The sequence below is a fragment of the Aquitalea aquatica genome (assembly GCF_013911085.1).
In the GTDB taxonomy this organism is placed as follows: Bacteria; Pseudomonadota; Gammaproteobacteria; order Burkholderiales; family Chromobacteriaceae; genus Aquitalea; species Aquitalea aquatica.
The window spans coordinates 1-18,643 of the sequence record NZ_JACERN010000046.1; the positions used below are offsets into that span (position 1 = coordinate 1).

16 protein-coding genes are annotated in these 18,643 nt (G+C 59.2%); 10 read left to right on the forward strand and 6 right to left on the reverse strand.

Annotated elements, in window-relative coordinates:
• Positions 1-234: 234 nt before the first annotated feature.
• From H2Z84_RS19625 to H2Z84_RS19640, 4 genes are all read left to right on the forward strand, one after another.
• A complete protein-coding gene (locus H2Z84_RS19625; protein ID WP_181837481.1) occupies positions 235-1,635 on the forward strand; it encodes a sensor histidine kinase in 1,401 nt (466 codons plus the stop codon).
• Positions 1,636-1,774: 139 nt separating this feature from the next.
• Positions 1,775-2,290: a hypothetical protein gene (locus H2Z84_RS19630; protein ID WP_181837482.1), complete on the forward strand. Its 516-nt coding sequence runs from the start codon at positions 1,775-1,777 to the stop codon at positions 2,288-2,290.
• Positions 2,287-3,633 carry a sigma 54-interacting transcriptional regulator gene (locus tag H2Z84_RS19635; protein ID WP_181837483.1) on the forward strand — a complete coding sequence of 449 codons (1,347 nt, stop codon included), beginning with the start codon at positions 2,287-2,289 and terminating at the stop codon, positions 3,631-3,633. Before H2Z84_RS19630 ends, H2Z84_RS19635 begins: the two co-directional genes overlap by 4 nt.
• A 237-nt stretch (positions 3,634-3,870) precedes the next feature.
• A complete protein-coding gene (locus tag H2Z84_RS19640; RefSeq protein WP_181837484.1) occupies positions 3,871-4,203 on the forward strand; it encodes a BON domain-containing protein in 333 nt (110 codons plus the stop codon).
• Positions 4,204-4,271: 68 nt separating this feature from the next.
• Here H2Z84_RS19640 and H2Z84_RS19645 read toward each other — a convergent pair whose 3' ends face one another.
• A complete protein-coding gene (locus H2Z84_RS19645) occupies positions 4,272-4,625 on the reverse strand; it encodes a DsrE/DsrF/TusD sulfur relay family protein (RefSeq protein WP_181837485.1) in 354 nt (117 codons plus the stop codon).
• A gap of 289 nt (positions 4,626-4,914) precedes the next feature.
• Between H2Z84_RS19645 and putA the strand changes: the two genes are divergently transcribed.
• From putA to H2Z84_RS19665, 5 genes are all read left to right on the forward strand, one after another.
• Complete coding sequence (gene putA / locus H2Z84_RS19650; RefSeq protein WP_181837486.1) at positions 4,915-8,511, forward strand: trifunctional transcriptional regulator/proline dehydrogenase/L-glutamate gamma-semialdehyde dehydrogenase; 3,597 nt, start codon at positions 4,915-4,917, stop codon at positions 8,509-8,511.
• 203 nt (positions 8,512-8,714) lie between these two features.
• Positions 8,715-9,944, forward strand: coding sequence for a branched-chain amino acid ABC transporter substrate-binding protein (locus H2Z84_RS19655; protein ID WP_181837487.1), 1,230 nt, complete (start codon positions 8,715-8,717; stop codon positions 9,942-9,944).
• Positions 9,945-10,080: 136 nt separating this feature from the next.
• Positions 10,081-10,824: a metallophosphoesterase gene (locus H2Z84_RS19660; protein WP_181837488.1), complete on the forward strand. Its 744-nt coding sequence runs from the start codon at positions 10,081-10,083 to the stop codon at positions 10,822-10,824.
• Positions 10,825-10,949: 125 nt separating this feature from the next.
• On the forward strand, positions 10,950-11,081 hold the full coding sequence (locus H2Z84_RS21385) for a hypothetical protein (RefSeq protein ID WP_258869503.1): 132 nt from the start codon (positions 10,950-10,952) through the stop codon (positions 11,079-11,081).
• Positions 11,078-11,431: a cysteine-rich CWC family protein gene (locus H2Z84_RS19665; RefSeq protein ID WP_181837489.1), complete on the forward strand. Its 354-nt coding sequence runs from the start codon at positions 11,078-11,080 to the stop codon at positions 11,429-11,431. Before H2Z84_RS21385 ends, H2Z84_RS19665 begins: the two co-directional genes overlap by 4 nt.
• 14 nt (positions 11,432-11,445) lie before the next feature.
• Here the strand turns inward: H2Z84_RS19665 and H2Z84_RS19670 are convergent, their stop codons facing one another.
• On the reverse strand, positions 11,446-12,579 hold the full coding sequence (locus H2Z84_RS19670) for a M14 family metallopeptidase (protein ID WP_181837490.1): 1,134 nt from the start codon (positions 12,577-12,579) through the stop codon (positions 11,446-11,448).
• Positions 12,580-12,989: 410 nt separating this feature from the next.
• On the opposite strand from H2Z84_RS19670, the gene H2Z84_RS19675 reads away from it, so the two are divergent.
• Positions 12,990-13,811 carry a response regulator gene (locus H2Z84_RS19675; protein WP_181837491.1) on the forward strand — a complete coding sequence of 274 codons (822 nt, stop codon included), beginning with the start codon at positions 12,990-12,992 and terminating at the stop codon, positions 13,809-13,811.
• A 66-nt stretch (positions 13,812-13,877) separates the two neighbouring features.
• Here H2Z84_RS19675 and H2Z84_RS19680 read toward each other — a convergent pair whose 3' ends face one another.
• From H2Z84_RS19680 to hpaI, 4 genes are all read right to left on the reverse strand, one after another.
• Positions 13,878-14,813, reverse strand: coding sequence for a p-hydroxyphenylacetate 3-hydroxylase reductase component (locus tag H2Z84_RS19680; RefSeq protein ID WP_181837492.1), 936 nt, complete (start codon positions 14,811-14,813; stop codon positions 13,878-13,880).
• Positions 14,814-14,844: 31 nt separating this feature from the next.
• A complete protein-coding gene (locus H2Z84_RS19685; RefSeq protein WP_181837493.1) occupies positions 14,845-16,014 on the reverse strand; it encodes a p-hydroxyphenylacetate 3-hydroxylase oxygenase component in 1,170 nt (389 codons plus the stop codon).
• Positions 16,015-16,340: 326 nt separating this feature from the next.
• The gene (gene hpaX / locus H2Z84_RS19690) at positions 16,341-17,678 is read right to left on the reverse strand and encodes a 4-hydroxyphenylacetate permease (RefSeq protein WP_181837494.1); all 1,338 of its coding nucleotides are present in this window, start codon (positions 17,676-17,678) and stop codon (positions 16,341-16,343) included.
• 143 nt (positions 17,679-17,821) lie between these two features.
• Positions 17,822-18,622 carry a 4-hydroxy-2-oxoheptanedioate aldolase gene (hpaI, locus tag H2Z84_RS19695; RefSeq protein ID WP_181837495.1) on the reverse strand — a complete coding sequence of 267 codons (801 nt, stop codon included), beginning with the start codon at positions 18,620-18,622 and terminating at the stop codon, positions 17,822-17,824.
• Positions 18,623-18,643 lie beyond the last annotated feature (21 nt).

Here is an 18,643-nt window from a genome sequence, read left to right on the forward strand (position 1 = left end):
AGGACCGTGAAACGCCTTAGCGCCGATGATAGTGTGGCATTCGCCATGTGAAAGTAGGACACCGCCAGACTCCCCATTAGAAGCCCAGCTCAATCGAGCTGGGCTTTTTGCATGGCGGTGCTGCATTTCGGGCCCCCTGGGCGCGATGCCTCCGTAAGCCGCCCCCGTGCAGATTTGTTGTGCTGCCAACTCTGGCAGACAATAGCCCATCCTGTTGCACGCATGAGAGACATAATGCTATTGCGCCATTTGTCCTTTAAGACCTTGCTGGTTGCCAGCTTGTTTGTTGTTACTCTGATTCCATCCTTGGCTCTGGTGCAAACCTGGTGGCATTTGCAGCAATTGGCTGAATTAGTCGAGCAAAGCCAGAAACAGGCAGAGGGATTGGCAGAGCTGCAGCGCAGTTATGCTGAACAGAGCGATCTGTTTGAGCGGTCGACCCGTCAGTGGAATGTTCTGCACGAGGAGGCCTTTTCCCGTACCGCTACGCAGGCTGTCCTGAGTTTGCAGCAGTTAGCCGGACGTTTGCAGCAGCTGGATGAGGCCCGATTGCAGCAGTTGGGTGGCCGCCTGGTGGCATGGTGTGGGAAATCACGTAGCCTGCTGCTGGGTGCCGCTAGTCAGACAGAGCCATGGTCTGGTCAATATGAAGAACTGTCGCGGCTTGGCAATGAGCTGGATGCTCAGGTGAAACGTGTGAGTGCTGCGCGACGTCTGCAGTGGGATAGCAGTTTGCGTGAGAAGCGCCAACAAGCCGACCGGGTGGCGATATTGTCTTTGTGTCTGGCGGTATTGCTGGGACTATTGCTGGCATGGTTGCTGGTACGGCCCTTACAGCAGTTACGCGGCAAGATTGGCAGGCTGGCGTTGGGGCAGCGTGGCCAGCAATGGGGCATGTCGGCTCCAGCGGATATCTTGCAATTGGCAGCAGCCTTGCGTGAGCTGGATGGGCGGCTGGCACAGCTGGAACAAGATAAAGCCAGTTTTTTCCGGCACGTTTCACATGAGCTGAAAACTCCGCTGGCTGCAATTCAGGAGGCTTCCTCCTTACTGCATGATCAGATTCCCGGCCCCTTATTACCCTCACAGCAAGAAATCATTGGTATTACGCTGTCGAATACCCGCTTATTACGTCAGCGTGTAGATGCCTTGCTGCAACATGACGCAGCGAACTGGCTGGATCGTCCGCTGATGATGGCGGCGCATGATGTGCGCGATCTGGCCCAGCAAGCAGCCGCAGCCATGCAGCCTCTGTTACAACAAAAAAAATTACGGCTGAAGCTGCCTGAACAAGCCGTCGTATTGGAGGTTGATCAGGAAAAATTCCGAACCATTATTGATAATTTGCTTTCTAACGCCATACGATTTTCGCCGGAAAATGGCGTTATTTCTGTTGAGGCAGGGAGAAGTAATGATCAGTCATGGCTGCTGGTCGCCGATCAGGGGCGCGGAATTTCCGAACAGGAGCATAGCCTGATATTCCAGCCTTTCTATACCGGGAAAGTCCCTGCTGGTGAGTCGCCAGGTAGTGGTATCGGGCTGACCATGGTTAAAACTTTTGCCCAACTGATGGGGGGCGATGTCGAAAGTCTGCCTACCGAAAAGGGAGCAAGGCTGCGTGTCTGGTGGCCTTAGCGCGGCTAGCAAAACCCCTGCTACGGCATTTACTTGCTGGCCGTACTCTCGTGCAGTCTGCGTCGGCAGGCCTTGCCGCAGCAATGCTGCGCTATTTTGTTAGCGACTCATAATAACGATTGCAGGGCAGGAAAACAGAATGATGAAAAGATTGATGAGTGCCATGCTGGTGCTATGTGTACTGGCGGCTTGTAGCAACTTGGGCAGGCCGACTAGGGAGTCATCTGCAGCGACGGCTGGGAAATCGCTGGCCAGAGCCTGTCATGATGCTGAAGCCGTCTTGTCCGGGGTGCGTCGTGGTCGGGAACTGACCTGGCCCGGTAAGGATAGCTGTGCAGGCGAGCGCCTGCGCTATGTGGCGGTACAGCTGCTGAATACGGAGAGTAGGCCTGATATGGCACGGCTGCAGCAGCAACTTGACCTGGCTGCTGGGCAACTGCGTCAGGAGCCCTCGGATGGCTTGACCGGCCTTGCCGCATTATTGGCATCCCAGTTGAGTGAGCGCCGGCGTCATGACGAGACCGCTGCGCGGATAAGCGCACAATGGCTGGAGCAGCAGCGCCGTGCCGATGAGCTGGCAGCCAAGCTGGATGCTTTGCGTCTGATCGAACAGTCCATGGCCGACAAGGCCCAGAAAAAGAAGATACAACCATGAGACGAACCGGGCGGGTATTGCTGGTTGATGATGATGCCGACTTGCTGCGGCTGTTGAGTTTGCGGTTGGAGGCGGCTGGGTATCTGGTGGACAAGGCAGCCTCGGCTGAGGCTGCGCTGAGTGCGCTGGCCGTGCGGCGGGCCGATGTGTTGCTGACCGACTGGCGCTTGCCGGGAATGGATGGAATGGCCTTGTTTGAGCTGGTGAAGAAGAGTTATCCGGCGCTGCCGGTAATTATCCTGACCGCGCATGGCACGATTCCTGATGCGGTGGAGGCAGTAAGCCGAGGTGTCTTTGGTTATCTGGTGAAGCCCTTTGACAGCAAAGCCTTGCTCAGTAAAGTAGAGCAGGCCTTGTCGCTGTCCTCTCCTGCGGTATCCCAGGCCGGACAGGAGTACTGGCGTACCGAAGTGGTGAGTTGTAGCCCACTGATGGAAGAGTTGCTGGCGGAGGCGCGGCTGATTGCCGCCACCGATGCCAGCGTGCTGATCCGTGGTGAGAGCGGAAGTGGCAAGGAGATACTGGCACGGGCCTTGCACAGGGCCAGCCCACGAGCAGCCGGACCCTTTGTGGCAGTCAATTGCGGAGCGATTCCGGATAATTTGCTGGAAAGCGAATTGTTCGGCCATGAAAAAGGAGCATTTACCGGTGCGGCGACACGGCATGAGGGTTTGATTGCCCAGGCGGAGGGCGGCTCGCTGTTTCTGGATGAGATTGGCGACATGCCACTGGCCCTGCAGGTAAAGCTGCTGCGCGTGCTGCAGGAGAGAGAGTTACGGCCCGTGGGAGCCAGTAAATCGCGTGCGGTGGATGTGCGAGTGATTTCGGCGACGCATCGTGATCTCGAGGCGCTGATCAGTGATGGCCTGTTTCGCGAGGATCTGTTTTACCGGCTGAATGTGGTGGCCTTGAATCTGCCGCCGCTGAGCGAGCGGCGGGAAGATATCCCCTTGCTGGCGCAGCATTTCCTGACACAGCTGGCCGAGCGCTATGGCAAGGAGGTGGCCGGTTTTGCCCCAGATGCGATGGAGTATCTGTGCAGCTTGCGCTGGTCGGGCAATGTGCGGCAGCTGGCCAATGCGGTTGAGCAATGCTGTGTGTTGAACACCTCTGGCCTGATTCCGCTGACTGCAGTGCAGAAAGCGGTTTCCGACGGCATGGCCAGCATTGCCACGTTGGCCGAAGCGCGGCGGCAGTTTGAACGGGACTATCTGGAAAAGCTGCTACGGGTTAGCGCTGGCAATGTCAGCGTGGCAGCACGGATTGCTGATCGTAATCGCACCGAATTTTATCGCCTGCTACAAAAGCATGATCTGGTGGCTGCGGCCTTCAAGGACTTCTGAAGTCGTTGCGCTACCCGCGAACCCCTGTCGTTAATCAGCGACAGGGGTTTTTTCATATAAATCAGCAGCTTGGCGTGGAAAGCCTGTCAATTTGTCGCCATTTGGCGACAAATTGACAGGTATTGATAGCCTGTTTTTGTAGATTTTTATTCTAAGTATTTGATTTTTAATTGATTTATTTCCCTGGCATGGCGCTTGCAATACGTAGTGACAAACTGACCTGTCGGGAGTCATGCAATGAAAATAAATCATCTTGGATTAATGCTGTTGGTGCTGTTGCCGCTCAACCCGGTGCGGGCCATGGGCATGCTGTCGATTGATCCGGTGGCGGAGCATGTGGCAGTGTCGAATATTTCGGCTGATGAAAAAATTGCTTGGGAATTGAATGAAGTATTGAAACCACTGGCCGATGGCTCGGGCTCGGTGGTACGACCGCAGGTCAAGGCGGGGATGGTGAAATTGCTAGGCTCCAGCCCCAGCCGCGATACCGTGCGTCATTTGCTGGAAGTGGCCGCCAATGTACCTGGTGTGCGGGAGGTTCGCTCGGAAATACTGATACGTCCTATCTGAATCCTTGTTGCTTGAAGTGAACTGCCCTTTGGCCTGCCTTCCCCCCGAGAGGCAGGCCTCTTTTTTATTCAGAAGCTGAGCACCTTGTCGGCGGCCAGTGTCCATTCAGCCAGCTCAGGCATGGTGCCAATCTGCACCCCGGGCAGCAAGCGCTCTGCCAGCAGTCCGCGGGCATCGGCACAGCTACGGCAGACGTGTACCTGGGCCCCAAGTGCGATGGCTTCGCTCAGCATTTCTCCCAGATTGGGTGGTGTGGCGACAAGCTGCTGGTTCATGGCGGTGCTGACGGCATCGGACAGCAAAAATAGCCGGACACGGGCTGCGTCGGGGTGGTTGAGCAAGGCAAGAGTCAGCCGCAAGGCGCTGAGCATGCGCTCGCTACCATAAGGGCTGGCATTGACGGTCAATAAAATAGTTTGCATAGGGCTTCCTGTGATCGACTAAAACACTTGCAGGGGTGAGTGGCTGTGGCATGGGGCCGATTATTGACTGGCATGAGGTGCTGACGTTGTGGTCATGCAACAAAGCGGCATGCGCGGTCTGCTGTCGATAATAGGACAAGCAGCTTGATTTTCCTTGATCTGCGGCCAGTCACTAGTCGTGTCGCTACAAGAATATTTTATATTGTCGAACAAAGAAAAATACAATTGTATACAATAGGCAAATCTTAACCGGTACAAACCGGGCTGCGAACAAAATCGGGAGTTTTCCATGCAATTCGAGGTGTTTGCCCTAAACCAGAGCGCTTTGCGCGATGCCATTACATCCGCATATCGCCGTGACGAACAGGAATGTGTGCAAGCCTTGCTACCGCAAGCTGCCTTGCAGCCGGCCCAGGTCACTGCCACCCAGGAACTGGCGCGCCGTCTGGTCAGCCAAGTGCGTCGTGAGCGTACCCGCTCCAGCGGGGTGGATGCCCTGATGCATGAATTCTCGCTGGACAGCGCTGAGGGTATTGCCCTGATGTGTCTGGCCGAAGCGCTGCTGCGCATTCCTGACAAGGAAACCGCCGACAAGCTGATCCGCGACAAGATCTCCCGTGGCGACTGGAAAGCCCACCTGGGTAATAGCTCTTCGCTGTTCGTGAATGCCGCAGCCTGGGGCCTGGTGGTCACCGGTAAACTGGTGTCCTCGCATAGTGAGCAGGGCCTGTCCGCCGCCATGACCCGCCTGATTGCCAAGGGTGGCGAACCGCTGATCCGCAAGGGCGTGGACATGTCCATGCGCATGCTGGGCAAGCAGTTCGTTACTGGCGAAACCATCGAACAGGCGCTGGAAAACGGCCGTGAGCGTGAAGCCCGTGGCTATCGTTTCTCCTACGACATGCTGGGGGAAGCCGCCATGACCGAGGACGATGCCCAGCGCTACATGAAGGACTACGTGATGGCGATTCACGCCATCGGCAAGGAGTCCGCTGGTCGTGGTATCTACGATGGCCCAGGTATTTCGGTAAAGCTGTCCGCTATCCACCCGCGTTACAGCCGTGCCAAGCGCGAACGGGTGATGAGCGAACTGTACGACCGCCTCAAACAGCTGTTGTTGCTGGCCAAGCAATACAATATCGGCCTGAATATCGATGCCGAAGAAGCCGACCGCATGGAGCTGTCGCTGGACCTGCTGGAACAGCTGGCTTTTGATCCGGACCTGGCCGGTTGGAACGGTATCGGCCTGGTGGTGCAGGCTTACCAGAAACGCTGTCCTTTCATTATCGATTATCTGGTGGATCTGGCACGCCGTTCTGGCCACCGCTTCATGGTGCGTCTGGTCAAGGGCGCGTATTGGGATGCCGAGATCAAGCGCGCTCAGGTGGATGGTCTGCCGGGCTACCCGGTATACACCCGCAAGGTGTACACCGATATCTCCTATCTGGCCTGCGCCAAGCGCTTGCTGGCCGCGCAGGATGCCATCTACCCGCAGTTTGCCACGCACAACGCCTACAGCCTGTCGGCCATCTACCAGCTGGGTCAGGGCCTGGATTACGAATTCCAGTGCCTGCACGGCATGGGTGAGACCCTGTACGACCAAGTGGTAGGCAAGGACAATCTGGGCAAGGCCTGCCGTATCTATGCACCGGTAGGTTCGCATGAAACACTGCTGGCCTATCTGGTACGCCGCTTGTTGGAAAATGGTGCGAACAGCTCCTTTGTTAACCGCATCGTCGACGAAAATGTATCCATTGACGAACTGGTGACCGATCAGGTGGCCGAAGCGGCCAGCCATGCCGGTCAACCGCATCACAAGATTGCCCTGCCGGTTTCCCTGTATGGCAGTGAACGCCAGAATTCCAAGGGTTTGGACCTGTCCAGCGAGCACGTGCTGGCCGCGCTGCAAATGGGCCTGCAAGCCTCCGAGCAACAGCAATGGGCAGCCTTCCCGCTGCTGGGTGATGCTGATGTCAGCTCAGGCGACAGCCAGCCGGTACGTAACCCGGCCGATCATGCCGATATCGTCGGTCAAGTGATCGAAGCGACCCCGGAGCATGTGGAACGCGCGCTGCAACTGGCTGAATCTGCGGCTGCCCGTTGGGCCAATACCCCGGTTGTCGACCGTGCGGCCTGCCTGAACCGCATGGCTGAGCTGATGGAAGACCACATGCCGGCGCTGATGGGCCTGGCGGTGCGTGAAGCCGGCAAGACCCTGAGCAATGCCATTGCCGAAGTGCGCGAAGCGGTAGACTTCTGCCGTTACTACGCTGCACAAATCGTCGCCAACTTCGACAACGCTACCCATCAGCCGCTGGGTCCGGTGGTGTGTATCAGCCCGTGGAACTTCCCGCTGGCCATCTTCATTGGTGAAGTAACCGCCTCGCTGGCCGCCGGTAACCCGGTACTGGCCAAACCGGCCGAGCAGACCAACCTGATCGCCGCTTACGCCGTGCGCTTGCTGCACGAAGCCGGTGTGCCGCGTGACGTGCTGCAATTGCTGCCAGGCCGTGGCGAGATCGTCGGTGCCGCGCTGACCAGCGACCCGCGTATCCATGGCGTGATCTTTACCGGCTCCACCGAAGTGGCGCAGATCATCAACCGCACCCTGGCCAAGCGTGGCGAGGATGTGGTGCTGGTGGCCGAAACCGGTGGCCAGAACGCCATGATCGTCGACAGTTCGGCGCTGCCGGAACAAGTAGTGACCGATGTGCTGAGCTCGGCTTTCGACTCGGCTGGTCAGCGCTGCTCCGCACTGCGCGTGCTGTATCTGCAAAGCGATATCGCCGACAAGGTGATTGCCATGATCAAGGGTGCCATGGCCGAACTGACCGTGGGCAACCCGGCTCAGCTGAATACCGATGTCGGCCCGGTGATCGATGCCGAAGCCCAGGCCGGCCTGCTGGCACACATCGACAAGATGAAGTCGCGTGCACGCTGGACTTATCAGACCCCGCTGACCGAGGCTTGTCAGCACGGTACTTTCGTGGCGCCTACCCTGTTTGAAATCGACAACCTGTCCGATCTCACCCGCGAAGTGTTCGGCCCGGTACTGCATGTGCTGCGTTTCGAAGCCAATGAGCTGGATAAGGTGGTAGCCGAAATCAACAGTACCGGCTATGGCCTGACCCACGGCATCCATAGCCGTATCGACGAAACCATCAACGACATCGTCAGCAAGATCAAGGTGGGCAATGTCTACGTCAACCGCAATATCGTCGGTGCCGTCGTGGGTGTGCAGCCGTTTGGTGGTGAAGGCAAGTCTGGTACCGGCCCCAAGGCTGGTGGCCCGTTCTACCTGTATCGCCTGACCCGTGCCCGCTGGCAGCCCAAGCTGGCCTTGCAGCCGGTGAGTGCCGACCTGTCTGGTCTGGACAAGCTGGCTGGCCTTGCCACCAGCCTGGGAGTGAATGGCCTGGATGCGCGTATCGCAGCTGCCCGCCGTGCTTCGCCGCTGAGCCATCAGGTGTGCCTGCCCGGCCCGACCGGCGAAAAGAACACGCTCTGCTTTGCCGCCCGCGGCAGGGTAGGGTGCGTGGCCAGCAGCAGTGCAACGCTGGCCGAACAACTGGTGGCCGTACTGGCCACCGGTAATCTGGCAGTGCTGGCGGACTCGCCGGCCAATCGCCAACTGGCCAGCGCGCTGGCCGGCCACGTCGAGCTTACGCAAGACGTGCTGGCCGCAGAGCTGGATGCCGTGCTGTACGAGGGTGATGCAGCCGCCAAGGCGCGCCTGCAACTGGCGCAACGTGATGGCGCGCTGATTCCCCTGCTGTTGGCCGGTGAAGAAGGCTACAACCTGCATCGACTGGTGGTGGAGCGTGCTGTCAGCATCAACACCACGGCGGCAGGCGGTAATGCCAGCCTGATGAGTATCGGCGACTGATGTTTCACCCTCCCGCGACTACCCCGCTGTTTGGCGAGATTGGTCACAAAGCGGGAGGGATAATGACAATCTGTCAAACGCCACTTGTCATGTGCTGTCGGCATTGGAATAATGCCGCCAGCGTTTTAACTTACAACAAGCTCGCTGCATGAGATCTGTCCGCCACAAGCGGACAGGAGAGACCGAAAGATAGAGGATTCAAGATGCAATTCACCAAGCTGACTACCGTTACCATCGCTGTCGCTGCCGCTCTGGCACTGTCTGCATGTGGCAAAAAAGATGACGCAGCCGCCCCGGCTGGCGCTGCTTCCGCTCCGGCTGCTGCCGCTGCCGGCGATAGCGTCAAGATCGGCTTCGCCGCTCCGCTGACCGGCCCGCAAGCTCACTACGGTGAGGAATACAAGAACGGCGTGACCCTGGCCATCGAAGATGCCAACGCCGAGAAGCCGACTATCGGTGGCAAGCCGGTGATTTTCGAACTGAACGCCCAGGATGACCAGGCCGACCCGAAAACCGCTACCCAACTGGCACAGAAGCTGGTGGACGACAAGGTTGCCGGTATCATCGGTCACTTCAACTCCGGTTGCGCGATCCCGGCCTCCAAGATCTACTCCGACGCCGGCATTCCGATGATCTCCATGGCGACCTCGCCGGTGTTCACCGCACAAGGCTTCAAGAACACCTTCCGCTCGATGACCTCCGATACCCAGCAGGGTAGCGTGATGGGCAAATTCGTGGTGGATACCCTGAAGGCCAAGAAAATCGTCATCGTTGACGACCGTACCGCTTACGGCCAAGGCCTGGCTGACGAATTCGAAAAAGCCGTCAAGGCTTCCGGTGGCGATGTAGCCAAGCGCGAATTCACCAACGACAAGGCAACCGACTTCGCTGCCATCCTGACCTCCATCAAGGGCGTGAACCCGGATGTGGTGTTCTACGGTGGTGCTGATGCTCAGTCCGCTCCGATGGCCAAGCAGATGAAGCGTCTGGGTCTGAAGGCTCCGCTGATTTCCGGCGAAATGACCAAGACCCCGAACTTCCTGCAACTGGCTGGCAAGGACGCTGAAGGCAGCATTGCTTCGCTGGCTGGCCTGCCGCTGGAACAAATGCCCAAGGGCAAGGAATACGCCGACAAGTACAAGGCACGTTTCAAGACCGACGTAGCCACCTACTCGCCGTACGGCTATGACGCTACCCGCGCCCTGATCCAGGCGATGAAGGATGCCAACTCCACCGATCCCAAGGCTTATCTGCCGGTGCTGGCCAAGATCAAGTACTCCGGTGTGACTTCGGCCAACTGGACTTACGATGACAAGGGCGACCTGAAAGACGGCGGCATCACCGTGTACAAGGTTGAAGGCGGTCAGTGGAAGGTTATGCAAACCATCGGTGGCGGCGCAGCTGCTCCGGCGGCCGCTTCCGCTGCACAATAAGTTAGGGTTTACGCAATATGCCAACGGCGCCGATTCGGCGCCGTTTTTTATTGCCCGTGGCAAGACTCCTTCCCGCAACAGCTGGCGAGCCGGGCATAATGGATGCCGTATAGCCATCAGATCGGTGTGATTTCGCATGAGTGAGTTGTTTGTCAGCCTGCCGGCCAATCAGCTGGGACGGGATTTTGTCGTGGGCGATGTCCACGGTTGTTTTACCGAGTTGCGCGCCTTGCTGGAGCAGGTGGTGTTTGACGGCAGCCGGGACCGCCTGTTTTCGGTGGGAGACCTGGTGGACCGTGGCCCGGAGTCGCGCCAGGTGCTGGAGTGGCTGGCCAAGCCATGGTTTTATGCGGTGCGTGGCAATCACGAGCAGATGGCGCTGGATTTTGATCTGGCCGATACCGATGGCTGCGAACGCTATCTGCATAATGGCGGTGGCTGGTTTATCTGCCTGGATGAGCTGGACAAGCAGGCTTACCGCACTGCGTTCAGCCGCTTGCCGCTGGCCATCGAACTGCCCAGTCCGCACGGGCTGATCGGCTTGCTGCATGCTGATTGTCCACAGGACGACTGGAGTGCGTTGCGTGAGCAGTTGTCGCTGCCCCAGCCATGGGGTGAGGAGGGCGGGCGGCTATTGCGGCAGATCACCTGGTGCCGTCTGCGCGCTCGTGGTACGCCACGCCAGCCGGTACGCGGTGTGTTCATGCTGTGCGTAGGTCATACCCCACAGCGGGAAGTCCGCAGCATCGACAATGTACGCTACTTGGATACCGGTGGTGTGTATGGCCGTAGCCTGAGCATGCTGCAGCTGGATACGCTGCAGGTACACAGCATTCCGGTTGCCAACAAGGGCTATTCCAGTACCGAGCTAGATGGTTGAGTGCAGATTGTCTGCTTTAAATCACCATGTCATGCTGTGCCATTGATATCATGTCGTCTGTATTTCGGGTGCCTGGTCCCGCGTGACGGGTTAGTGCTGTTCCCCTTGTTACAGATTGTGCCTTCATGCATTTCTCTTCTAGCATTTCCGGTTTTGCCATGCCGGCCGTTGCCCGTGGCAAGGCTGCATTTCTCTCTATTTCCCTGCGCTGGCCTACTGGCATGCTGCCTGAGCCTGGCTGCGGGGTGGTGGCATGAGCGACACCATTCCTTCTCCTTGCCAGCAGCGCTGCCAGCTGGATGATGCTGGCGAGAGTTGCCTGAGCTGCCGCCGTACCCTCAAGGAAATTGCCGGCTGGCCCGGTTTCAGCGATTTCGAGAAAAAAGCCGTGTGGAATCGTCTGTTGGCCTTGCCGCCGCAGGGACAGTGCAAGCAGTGTCCGACGTGCGGCAATAGCTTCACCTGTCGTGCTGGCGATGCGGCCGTGGAGTGCTGGTGTGCCAGATTGCCGCACATCATGCCCTTGCTGCCTGAGGGTAGCGACTGCCTGTGTCCCGCCTGCCTGCTGCAGGCCATGGCCACTCAGCCACCCGCAGCAGACGTGTAAGGCGAACTGTCGCTTCAGGCCGACAGCAGCTTGCCTGATTTGAAGGCCTGTGCGGTGGCTACCTTGGCCACCGTCATGCCGGCCGTGGCATAGGGGTGCAGCTCATGGGCATACAGCATGCCGCCATGTGCCGAGCTTAGCACGCTTACCTTATCCTGCAAGGGGTCGATGACTTCTGCCACCGGCTGCCCGGCAGCCACCACATTGCCAGGCGCGATCAGGAAACTCACCACGCCAGGGTGGGGCGCAACCAGGTTTTCCGAGCCAGCCAGTGGCGTGGCCGGATAAGGCAGTGCTGGCTGCGCGGGGAGGCTGTCCGCGGCGATCAGGCCGCGAAAACGCAGGAAGTCCAGAATGGCTGCCGCATCCTGCCGCGCCAGCTGCGGGCTGACCTGATGCTGGCCGCGCAGCTCTACCGTGACCGACAGGCAGGCCATTTCAATCGGCACATCCAGCCCGTCTTGCTGGCACCGTGCCTGTAGTTCCCACCAGGTTTGGCTACACGCTTCATCGAAAGGATAGTCGCCGGATTCGGTGGCCAGCAGTTGCGCATGCGACTGCAGATAGCGCGCCAGCGGTTCGCATTGTTCCCACAGCGGGGTGCCGGTATACACGTGCAGGGCGGCGTTGCAGTCGCAATGCAGGTCGAGCACGATGTCGGCGTCGGCGGCCAGCTGCATCAGGTTTTTGCGCAGGCTGACCAGTTCGGTCGGCTCGGCCAGTTGTTGCAGATGCTGGCGGATGGCTGTGCGGATCAGGCGGGTATTGGCCTTGGCATCTGCTCCCAGATGTTCTTTCACGGCGGCATAGACTGCCGTGGTCAATTGCGGGTAGTGGCGGTTGAAATTCTGCCCGCTGGCCAGGTCGAAACGACCCATCTGGTAGCCCTGGATCGACTGCGCATGACCAATCGGATTGGCCTGTGGCACCAGGATGATTTCCCCGACAATTTTCCCCTGTTGTTCCAGTGCGCGCAGTGCCAGCTTCAGTTCCCAGGCAGTCAGCATGCCGGGTAGTTCGTCGGCATGCAGCGAGGCCTGGATATAGGCTTTGCCTGCCGGGCTGCCTGGCTGGCCAAAGTGGAAGCTGGATAGCTGACGCTGCGTGCCCAGGCAACTGGATGTCAGGGGATGCTGGTGGTGAATCATGCTTGCTCCGTGTTTGCCGCAATAATGTGCTGGCCTTGTGGCCTCTGACAGCAATGTAGCGCTTTGTATAGCGGCTGTCTGCACCGATGGCCGTCCCTGCGGCTGCGAACAGCCACTACTGGAGGCTGCTGTTGTCGGCTGAGGCTGCTTTGCCACACTGCCGGCCTGCCCCGGCACTATTTTTCTGCCTCGGGCGGTGGCGGTGGAATGATCAGAATTTTCCTATTGTTTGTTAGGAAAGAACCCGGATAGTGATGCCGTTCCCCTTTCTAAGCTTAAACAGGCGGCAGTGGGGCCGTGTAGTGCAGGCGGGCAGGCCGTAACATGATCTGCAGCTTGCCGGGGGTGGGAGTGTCTGGATAATTCAGAAAACAGGTGTCAGTGTCATGTCAAATAATCAAATGCTTTCGATGATGCGCGGTCTCGCCAGCAAACTGCTGGCCGGGGTGTCGGAATCCAGCCCTGGCGGCTATGGTCAGCCCGAGCCGCAAAATGTGCCGGAAGGTGCGCTGTGGGCCGAGGGCTTGCAGCCGCATGTTCTGGTGGCCGAAGATAATCTGGCCAATCTCTTCCTGCTCAACAGCCAGTTGCAGCGCCTGGGATGCAAGGTGATGGCCGTTAGCAACGGGCAGGAAGCTCTGGAGCAATGGCGGCAAGGGCAGTTCGACTGCCTGCTGACCGACCTGAGCATGCCGCAGCTGGATGGCTTCTGCCTGGTACAGCAGTTGCGCAGTGAGGGGGATCTGCGGCCGGTGATCGGCATCTCTGCGGATCCCACCGAACAAGATCAGCAGCGGGCCATGGCGGTTGGCTTCAATATACTGCTGGCCAAACCCGTGGCGCTGCCTACTCTGCATACCACCTTGCTGCGTTTCAGCCTGGGCAGCAGCATGCAGCGATTGCCGGTGTATGCCGGCAGCAGTCTGGCTGCCTTGTTTGATGGCGATGCGGTGCTGATGCGCAAGTTTGTGGCCAAGCTGCTGGCTAGCAATGAGCAGGATCTGGCCGAGGCGCAGTCCTTGTTCCGCGAGCGGCAACTGACCGAGCTGACACACGTCCTGCACAAGATCAAGGGTGCAGCCCGCCTGATTGATGCCCAGCAAGTGGGACGTGACTGCGAGCAGTTAGAGAAAGCCTGCAAGGCGGGTAATCCGGAGCAGATCGACATCTTACTGCAGGATCTTGCCTGCCGCCTGCAGGAGTTGGCGCAGCGTCTGCAGCGCATGGTGTAGCTGCAGTAAGGAAACAAGGGCAGGGAGCCTGGCTCCCTGCCCTTGTTGTTTGCAGCTGGCTTTTGATCAGCGCTGGCGGATGATGGCGCGCAGGATGTTCTTTAGCGCGGTCACCTCCGATTCGCTGAAGCCTGCCAGCATTTCCCTTTGCTGCTGTTCGGCCAGATCGTGTAGTGCCTCTGCCTGTTGCATGCCTTGTGCTGTCAGCTGGTAGTGCTGTTGTTGCCGACAGATCAGCTCCTTGCGTTGCAGCATGTCTATGGCCTGTTCCACTTCGCGCTCCGGCATATTGACTTCGCCATGCAGGGCGGCGGCCTCCAGGCCGTGCTCCAGTACCAGCAACATGCGCGCCTCGCTGATGCGCAGGCCGGTTGCCATCTGGCGTGGCTGGTAGTGGTGCTGGTAGGCCCGCACCGCCTGGGTCAGCAGGTAATAGATATTGTCATTCAGCCGCCGTTGCAGTGAATCACAGGCCGGTGGCGGGGCATCTTTTTTCTGCTGCAGGCTGTGGGGAAAGGCCATGGCATAACTGCCCTGGTGATACAGCAGCGGGGCGCGGCCAAAATCATCCAGTGCCACCACCTTGCCGATCACGATCCAGTGATCGCCCCCCTCATGCAGGGCGTGGCGCTCGCAGACAAAGCGCGCGGCACAGTCTTCCAGCAGCGGCACGCCGCCGGCTCCGGTTTGCAAGGCCAGGCCGGCAAACTTGTCCTCGGCCGGACGGGCAAAGCGGTTGGACAGCTCGATCTGGTCTGCCGCCAGGATATTCACGGCAAAATGGCTGGCATCGCGAAACACCGGGTAGCTGCCGGAGCGCTTGTCTATGCTCCACAGGATGAGTGGCGGATCGAGCGAAACCGAATTGAAGCTGTTGGCGGTAACGCCAACCTGCTGTCCGTCCGGCCCGCAGGCAGTCATCACCGTGACCCCGGTGGCGAAATTACCCAGGGCACGGCGGAACAGGCGCGGGTCATTGGCGCTGGCTGGTGTGTGAGTCATGCTGGTCTCCTTTATTATTTTCTTGCCGGCCTCAGACCATGCTCGGATCAGGCTCCAGGCCCATCAGCTCGCGTCCCAGTATCTGGGCGCAGACATCGTAATCGGTGTAGGCATGGGCGCCGGTCATGTGCGAATCGCGGAACAGGCGTTGCAGCTCGTTGCCCTCCATCCAGCTGGTGGCCCCGGCAGCGCTGAACAGGCGGTCTACTGCTTCGATGCACATCTTCACCGCATAAGCCTGATTGGTACGCCAGAAGGCCAGCGTCTCGCGGCTGGGGTATTCATGCCGACGGCCATGGGCGGCGTGGTCCTGCCAGGTTTTTTCCAGAAAGGCGCGGGCAGCGGCAATCTGGTGGGTGGATTCGGCCAAGCGCATCAGCGCCGGGGTAGCGGTGCCGACATTGACGCCGGTATAGGCCCGCACGCGGTTCAGGGTTTTCTCTTTGAAGGCCTGCAGCATGCGTTCGGCAAGGCCCAGGCTGATGGAGGCAAAGCCGCTGGCAAAATAAGGGCGATAGGGGGTATAGAAAATAGCGCTGTCCGGGTAGAGACCAAAGCCGCTGGAGCGGCCTTCCATCATGTCCTTGGCGGCTTCGATGCGGTGGTTGGGGATGAAGGCATTGCGGATCACCAGCATTTTGGAACCGCTGCCTTTCATGCCCATGGCGTACCAGTTGTCGCGGATTTCGTAGTCGCTGCGCGGCAGCACGCCAAAGCTGTATACCGCTTCGCCGGCGGCATTTTTGCGACGCATGCCGACAATGGCCCACTCGGCGTGATCGCAGCCGCTGCTCCAGCCCATCTCGCCGCTCAGATACACCCCGCCTTCGGCTTCTTCGATCTGACTGAAAGGAGCGATGCTGCTGCTGGCGGTGGCATCCGGATTGCTGCCCCATACTTCGTCTTGCAGACGCTGCGAGAACATGGCCAGCTGGTGGCTGTGGGTGCACAGCAGGCTGAAGGCCCAGGCGGTACCGCCGCAGGCACCGGCCAGCGCGGCGACGCAGTCGGCAAATTCCGGCAGGGAAATTTCCAGCCCACCATATTTTTTCGGCTGGAAGGCGCGGTGCATGCCTATGCTTTTCAGCAGGCGGATATTCTGTTCCGGTACCTGGCGTAGTTGTTCTGCTTCGTTGGCATTGGCGGCGATTTCCGGCAGGATGCGTTGCACTTCTGCCAAGAGGGGGTTGTTGGCGCTCATGATGTTCTCCTGTTGCAGCTGGATATTTAATTAACAAGTTAAGTAGTTGCCCGGGCCTGGGATGGCGGGCAGCTGCATGGCTTGTATAAAGGATGATGTTGTTGTTATCGGGACGAGACGAAACTGCATGGCGCAGATTCAGCATGCATTATGTGCTGCGGTTTTTTGCCATGAAATACAAGTTTCAGGTGCTTGCTTGTACTTTTCATGGAATACCGGCGTGGCAATCATTCTGGCGGGGCAGGGGTGCTGACAAAAAATCAGCAGGGCCGCGGACGCTACCCTGCTGTCAAAGGAGCTGCTGATGTGCTTGTGGGCAGCATGCCTTAGCGTGGTGCTGGTTTGACGATGGGGATCAGATAGATGATCAGTGCACCCAGCAGCAGGGCGGCGGCGCCAAACAACAGCCCGGAGCTAAAGCTGTGGGTAAGGTCTTTCAGCCAGCCCACCACCACCGAGCTGAGTGCCGAGCCGACATTGCCGGTGGCGTTGATGACGGCAATGCCGATGGCCTTGGCCTTGAGTGACAGCACCGCGTCTGGCGTGGTCCAGAAAATGGTCATGGCAGTAAAGGCCCCGGCCGAGGCCATGACGATGCCGGTCAGCCTCAGCAAGGGGTCATCGCTCCAGGCGCACAGCAGCCAGCCCGCCGCGGCAAACAGCATGGGCTGGATGGTGTGCCATTTGCGCTCTTGCTTGCGGTCCGAGCGTGCGCCCCACCACAGCATGGCGAGGATGGTGCCGATTTGCGGTATCGCGGCCAGCAAGCCGATGGTGGCATTGCTGCTGCCGACATTGAAGCTTTTGACGATTTGCGGCACCCAGATATTCACCATGCTCAGGGTGTTCACCAGGCAAAAATAGCCCAGCGCAAATTTGATGATGCTGGGGCTGAGCATTTCGCGCCATACGCTTTGCGGCCGAGCCGGGGGTGGGGTGGCGTCCTGTTCGGCCTGCAACAGGCCCTGCAGGCAGTCTTTTTCCGCGGTGCTCAACCAGCGAGCATTGGCTGGCTTGTCATCCAGATAAAACCATACGGCAATGCCGAGCAGGCAGGCGGGCAGCCCCTCCACCAGAAACAGCCATTGCCAGCCATGCAGGCCCCACAGCCCGTTCAGCTCCAGCAGATAGCCGGACACGATGGAGCCCGCGGCCGCAGTGACCGGCATGGCAATCATGAACAAGGCATTGGCGCGGGCGCGATAGCTGCGCGGAAACCAGAAGGTGAGGTAAAGCAGCATGCCGGGCAGGAAGCCGGCCTCGGTCACCCCCACCAGCGCGCGCAGGATATACAGGCTGTGCGCATCATAGGCAAACAGGGTGGCGGTGGAGGCGATGCCCCAGGCCACCATGATGATGGCGATCCAGCGCCGGGTGCCAAAGCGGCTGAGAATGATGTTGCTGGGAATGCCGCACAGCACATAGGCCACATAGAAGATGGTGGTGGCCAGGCCAAACATGGTGGCGCTCAGCCCCAGGTCCTGGCCCATGGTGAGGCCGGCAAAACCGATATTGATACGGTCCAGAAAGGAAAACACGAACAGGATGAACAAAAACCAGATCAGCCGTTTCGATACCTTGGCGATGACTTGCTGTTCCCGTTGCTGCTGCGTGGTGGTCAGTGGCGGATTGCCCGCCGTGGTGCTGCCTGAATTCGGGGTCATGCTGTTCTCCTCATGCTATGGCGCTACGCTCTGTGGCGTGTATGCAGTACTGTCGGTGTGAACTGTCCAAAAGTGAAGATATTAACTATGCGGGCCTCTGCTGCCTGCCGGCGGAGCCATGGCGATAGCTCCGCCGGCTGCTGCTAGTACACGCCGCTGCTGCCGACTGTGGAGCTTGTTGACTTGAAGCGGGCAGCCAATGCCTCGCTGCTGCGCGCCAGCACGGTGCTGTCCACGCCAACTGCAACAAACTGTGCGCCCAGCTCGATATAGTGACGGGCCAGTTTTTCGTCGGCCATCAAAATGCCAGCCGCCTTGCCCTGGGTGCGGATGCGGGCGATGGCCTGCTCGATGGCAGCTTGCACCTCGGGATGAGTGGGCTGACCGATATAACCCATGTCGGCAGACAAATCCGCCGGGCCGATGAATACGCCGTCCACCCCCGGCGTGGCGGCGATGGCATCCAGATTGTCCAGACCCTGTCGCGTTTCAATCTGCACCAGCACGCACAGTTCTTGCTCGGCCTGTTTCAGGTAGCCCTCGATACGGTTCCAGCGCGAGGCGCGGGCGATGGCGCTGCCCACGCCACGAATGCCATGTGGCGGATAGCGGGTGGCGGCTACCGCCAGCGCGGCTTCCTCGGCAGTCTGCACCATGGGCAGCAGCAGGGTTTGCGCACCGATATCCAGAATCTGCTTGATGCGCACCGGGTCGTTCCATACCGGCCGTACCACAGGGTGGCTGGGGTAGGGGGCGATGGCCTGCAACTGGCCCAGCATGTCATTCAGTTCATTGGGCGCGTGTTCGCCGTCGATCAGCAGCCAGTCGAAACCGGCGCCGGCCAGCAGCTCGGCGCTGTAGGGGCTGGCCAGGCTCAGCCACAGGCCGATCTGCACTTCGCCGTTTTTCAGCGCCGCCTTGAAGCGGTTGGGTGGGTTCTGCATGGAGTTTTCCTTAAAAAACAA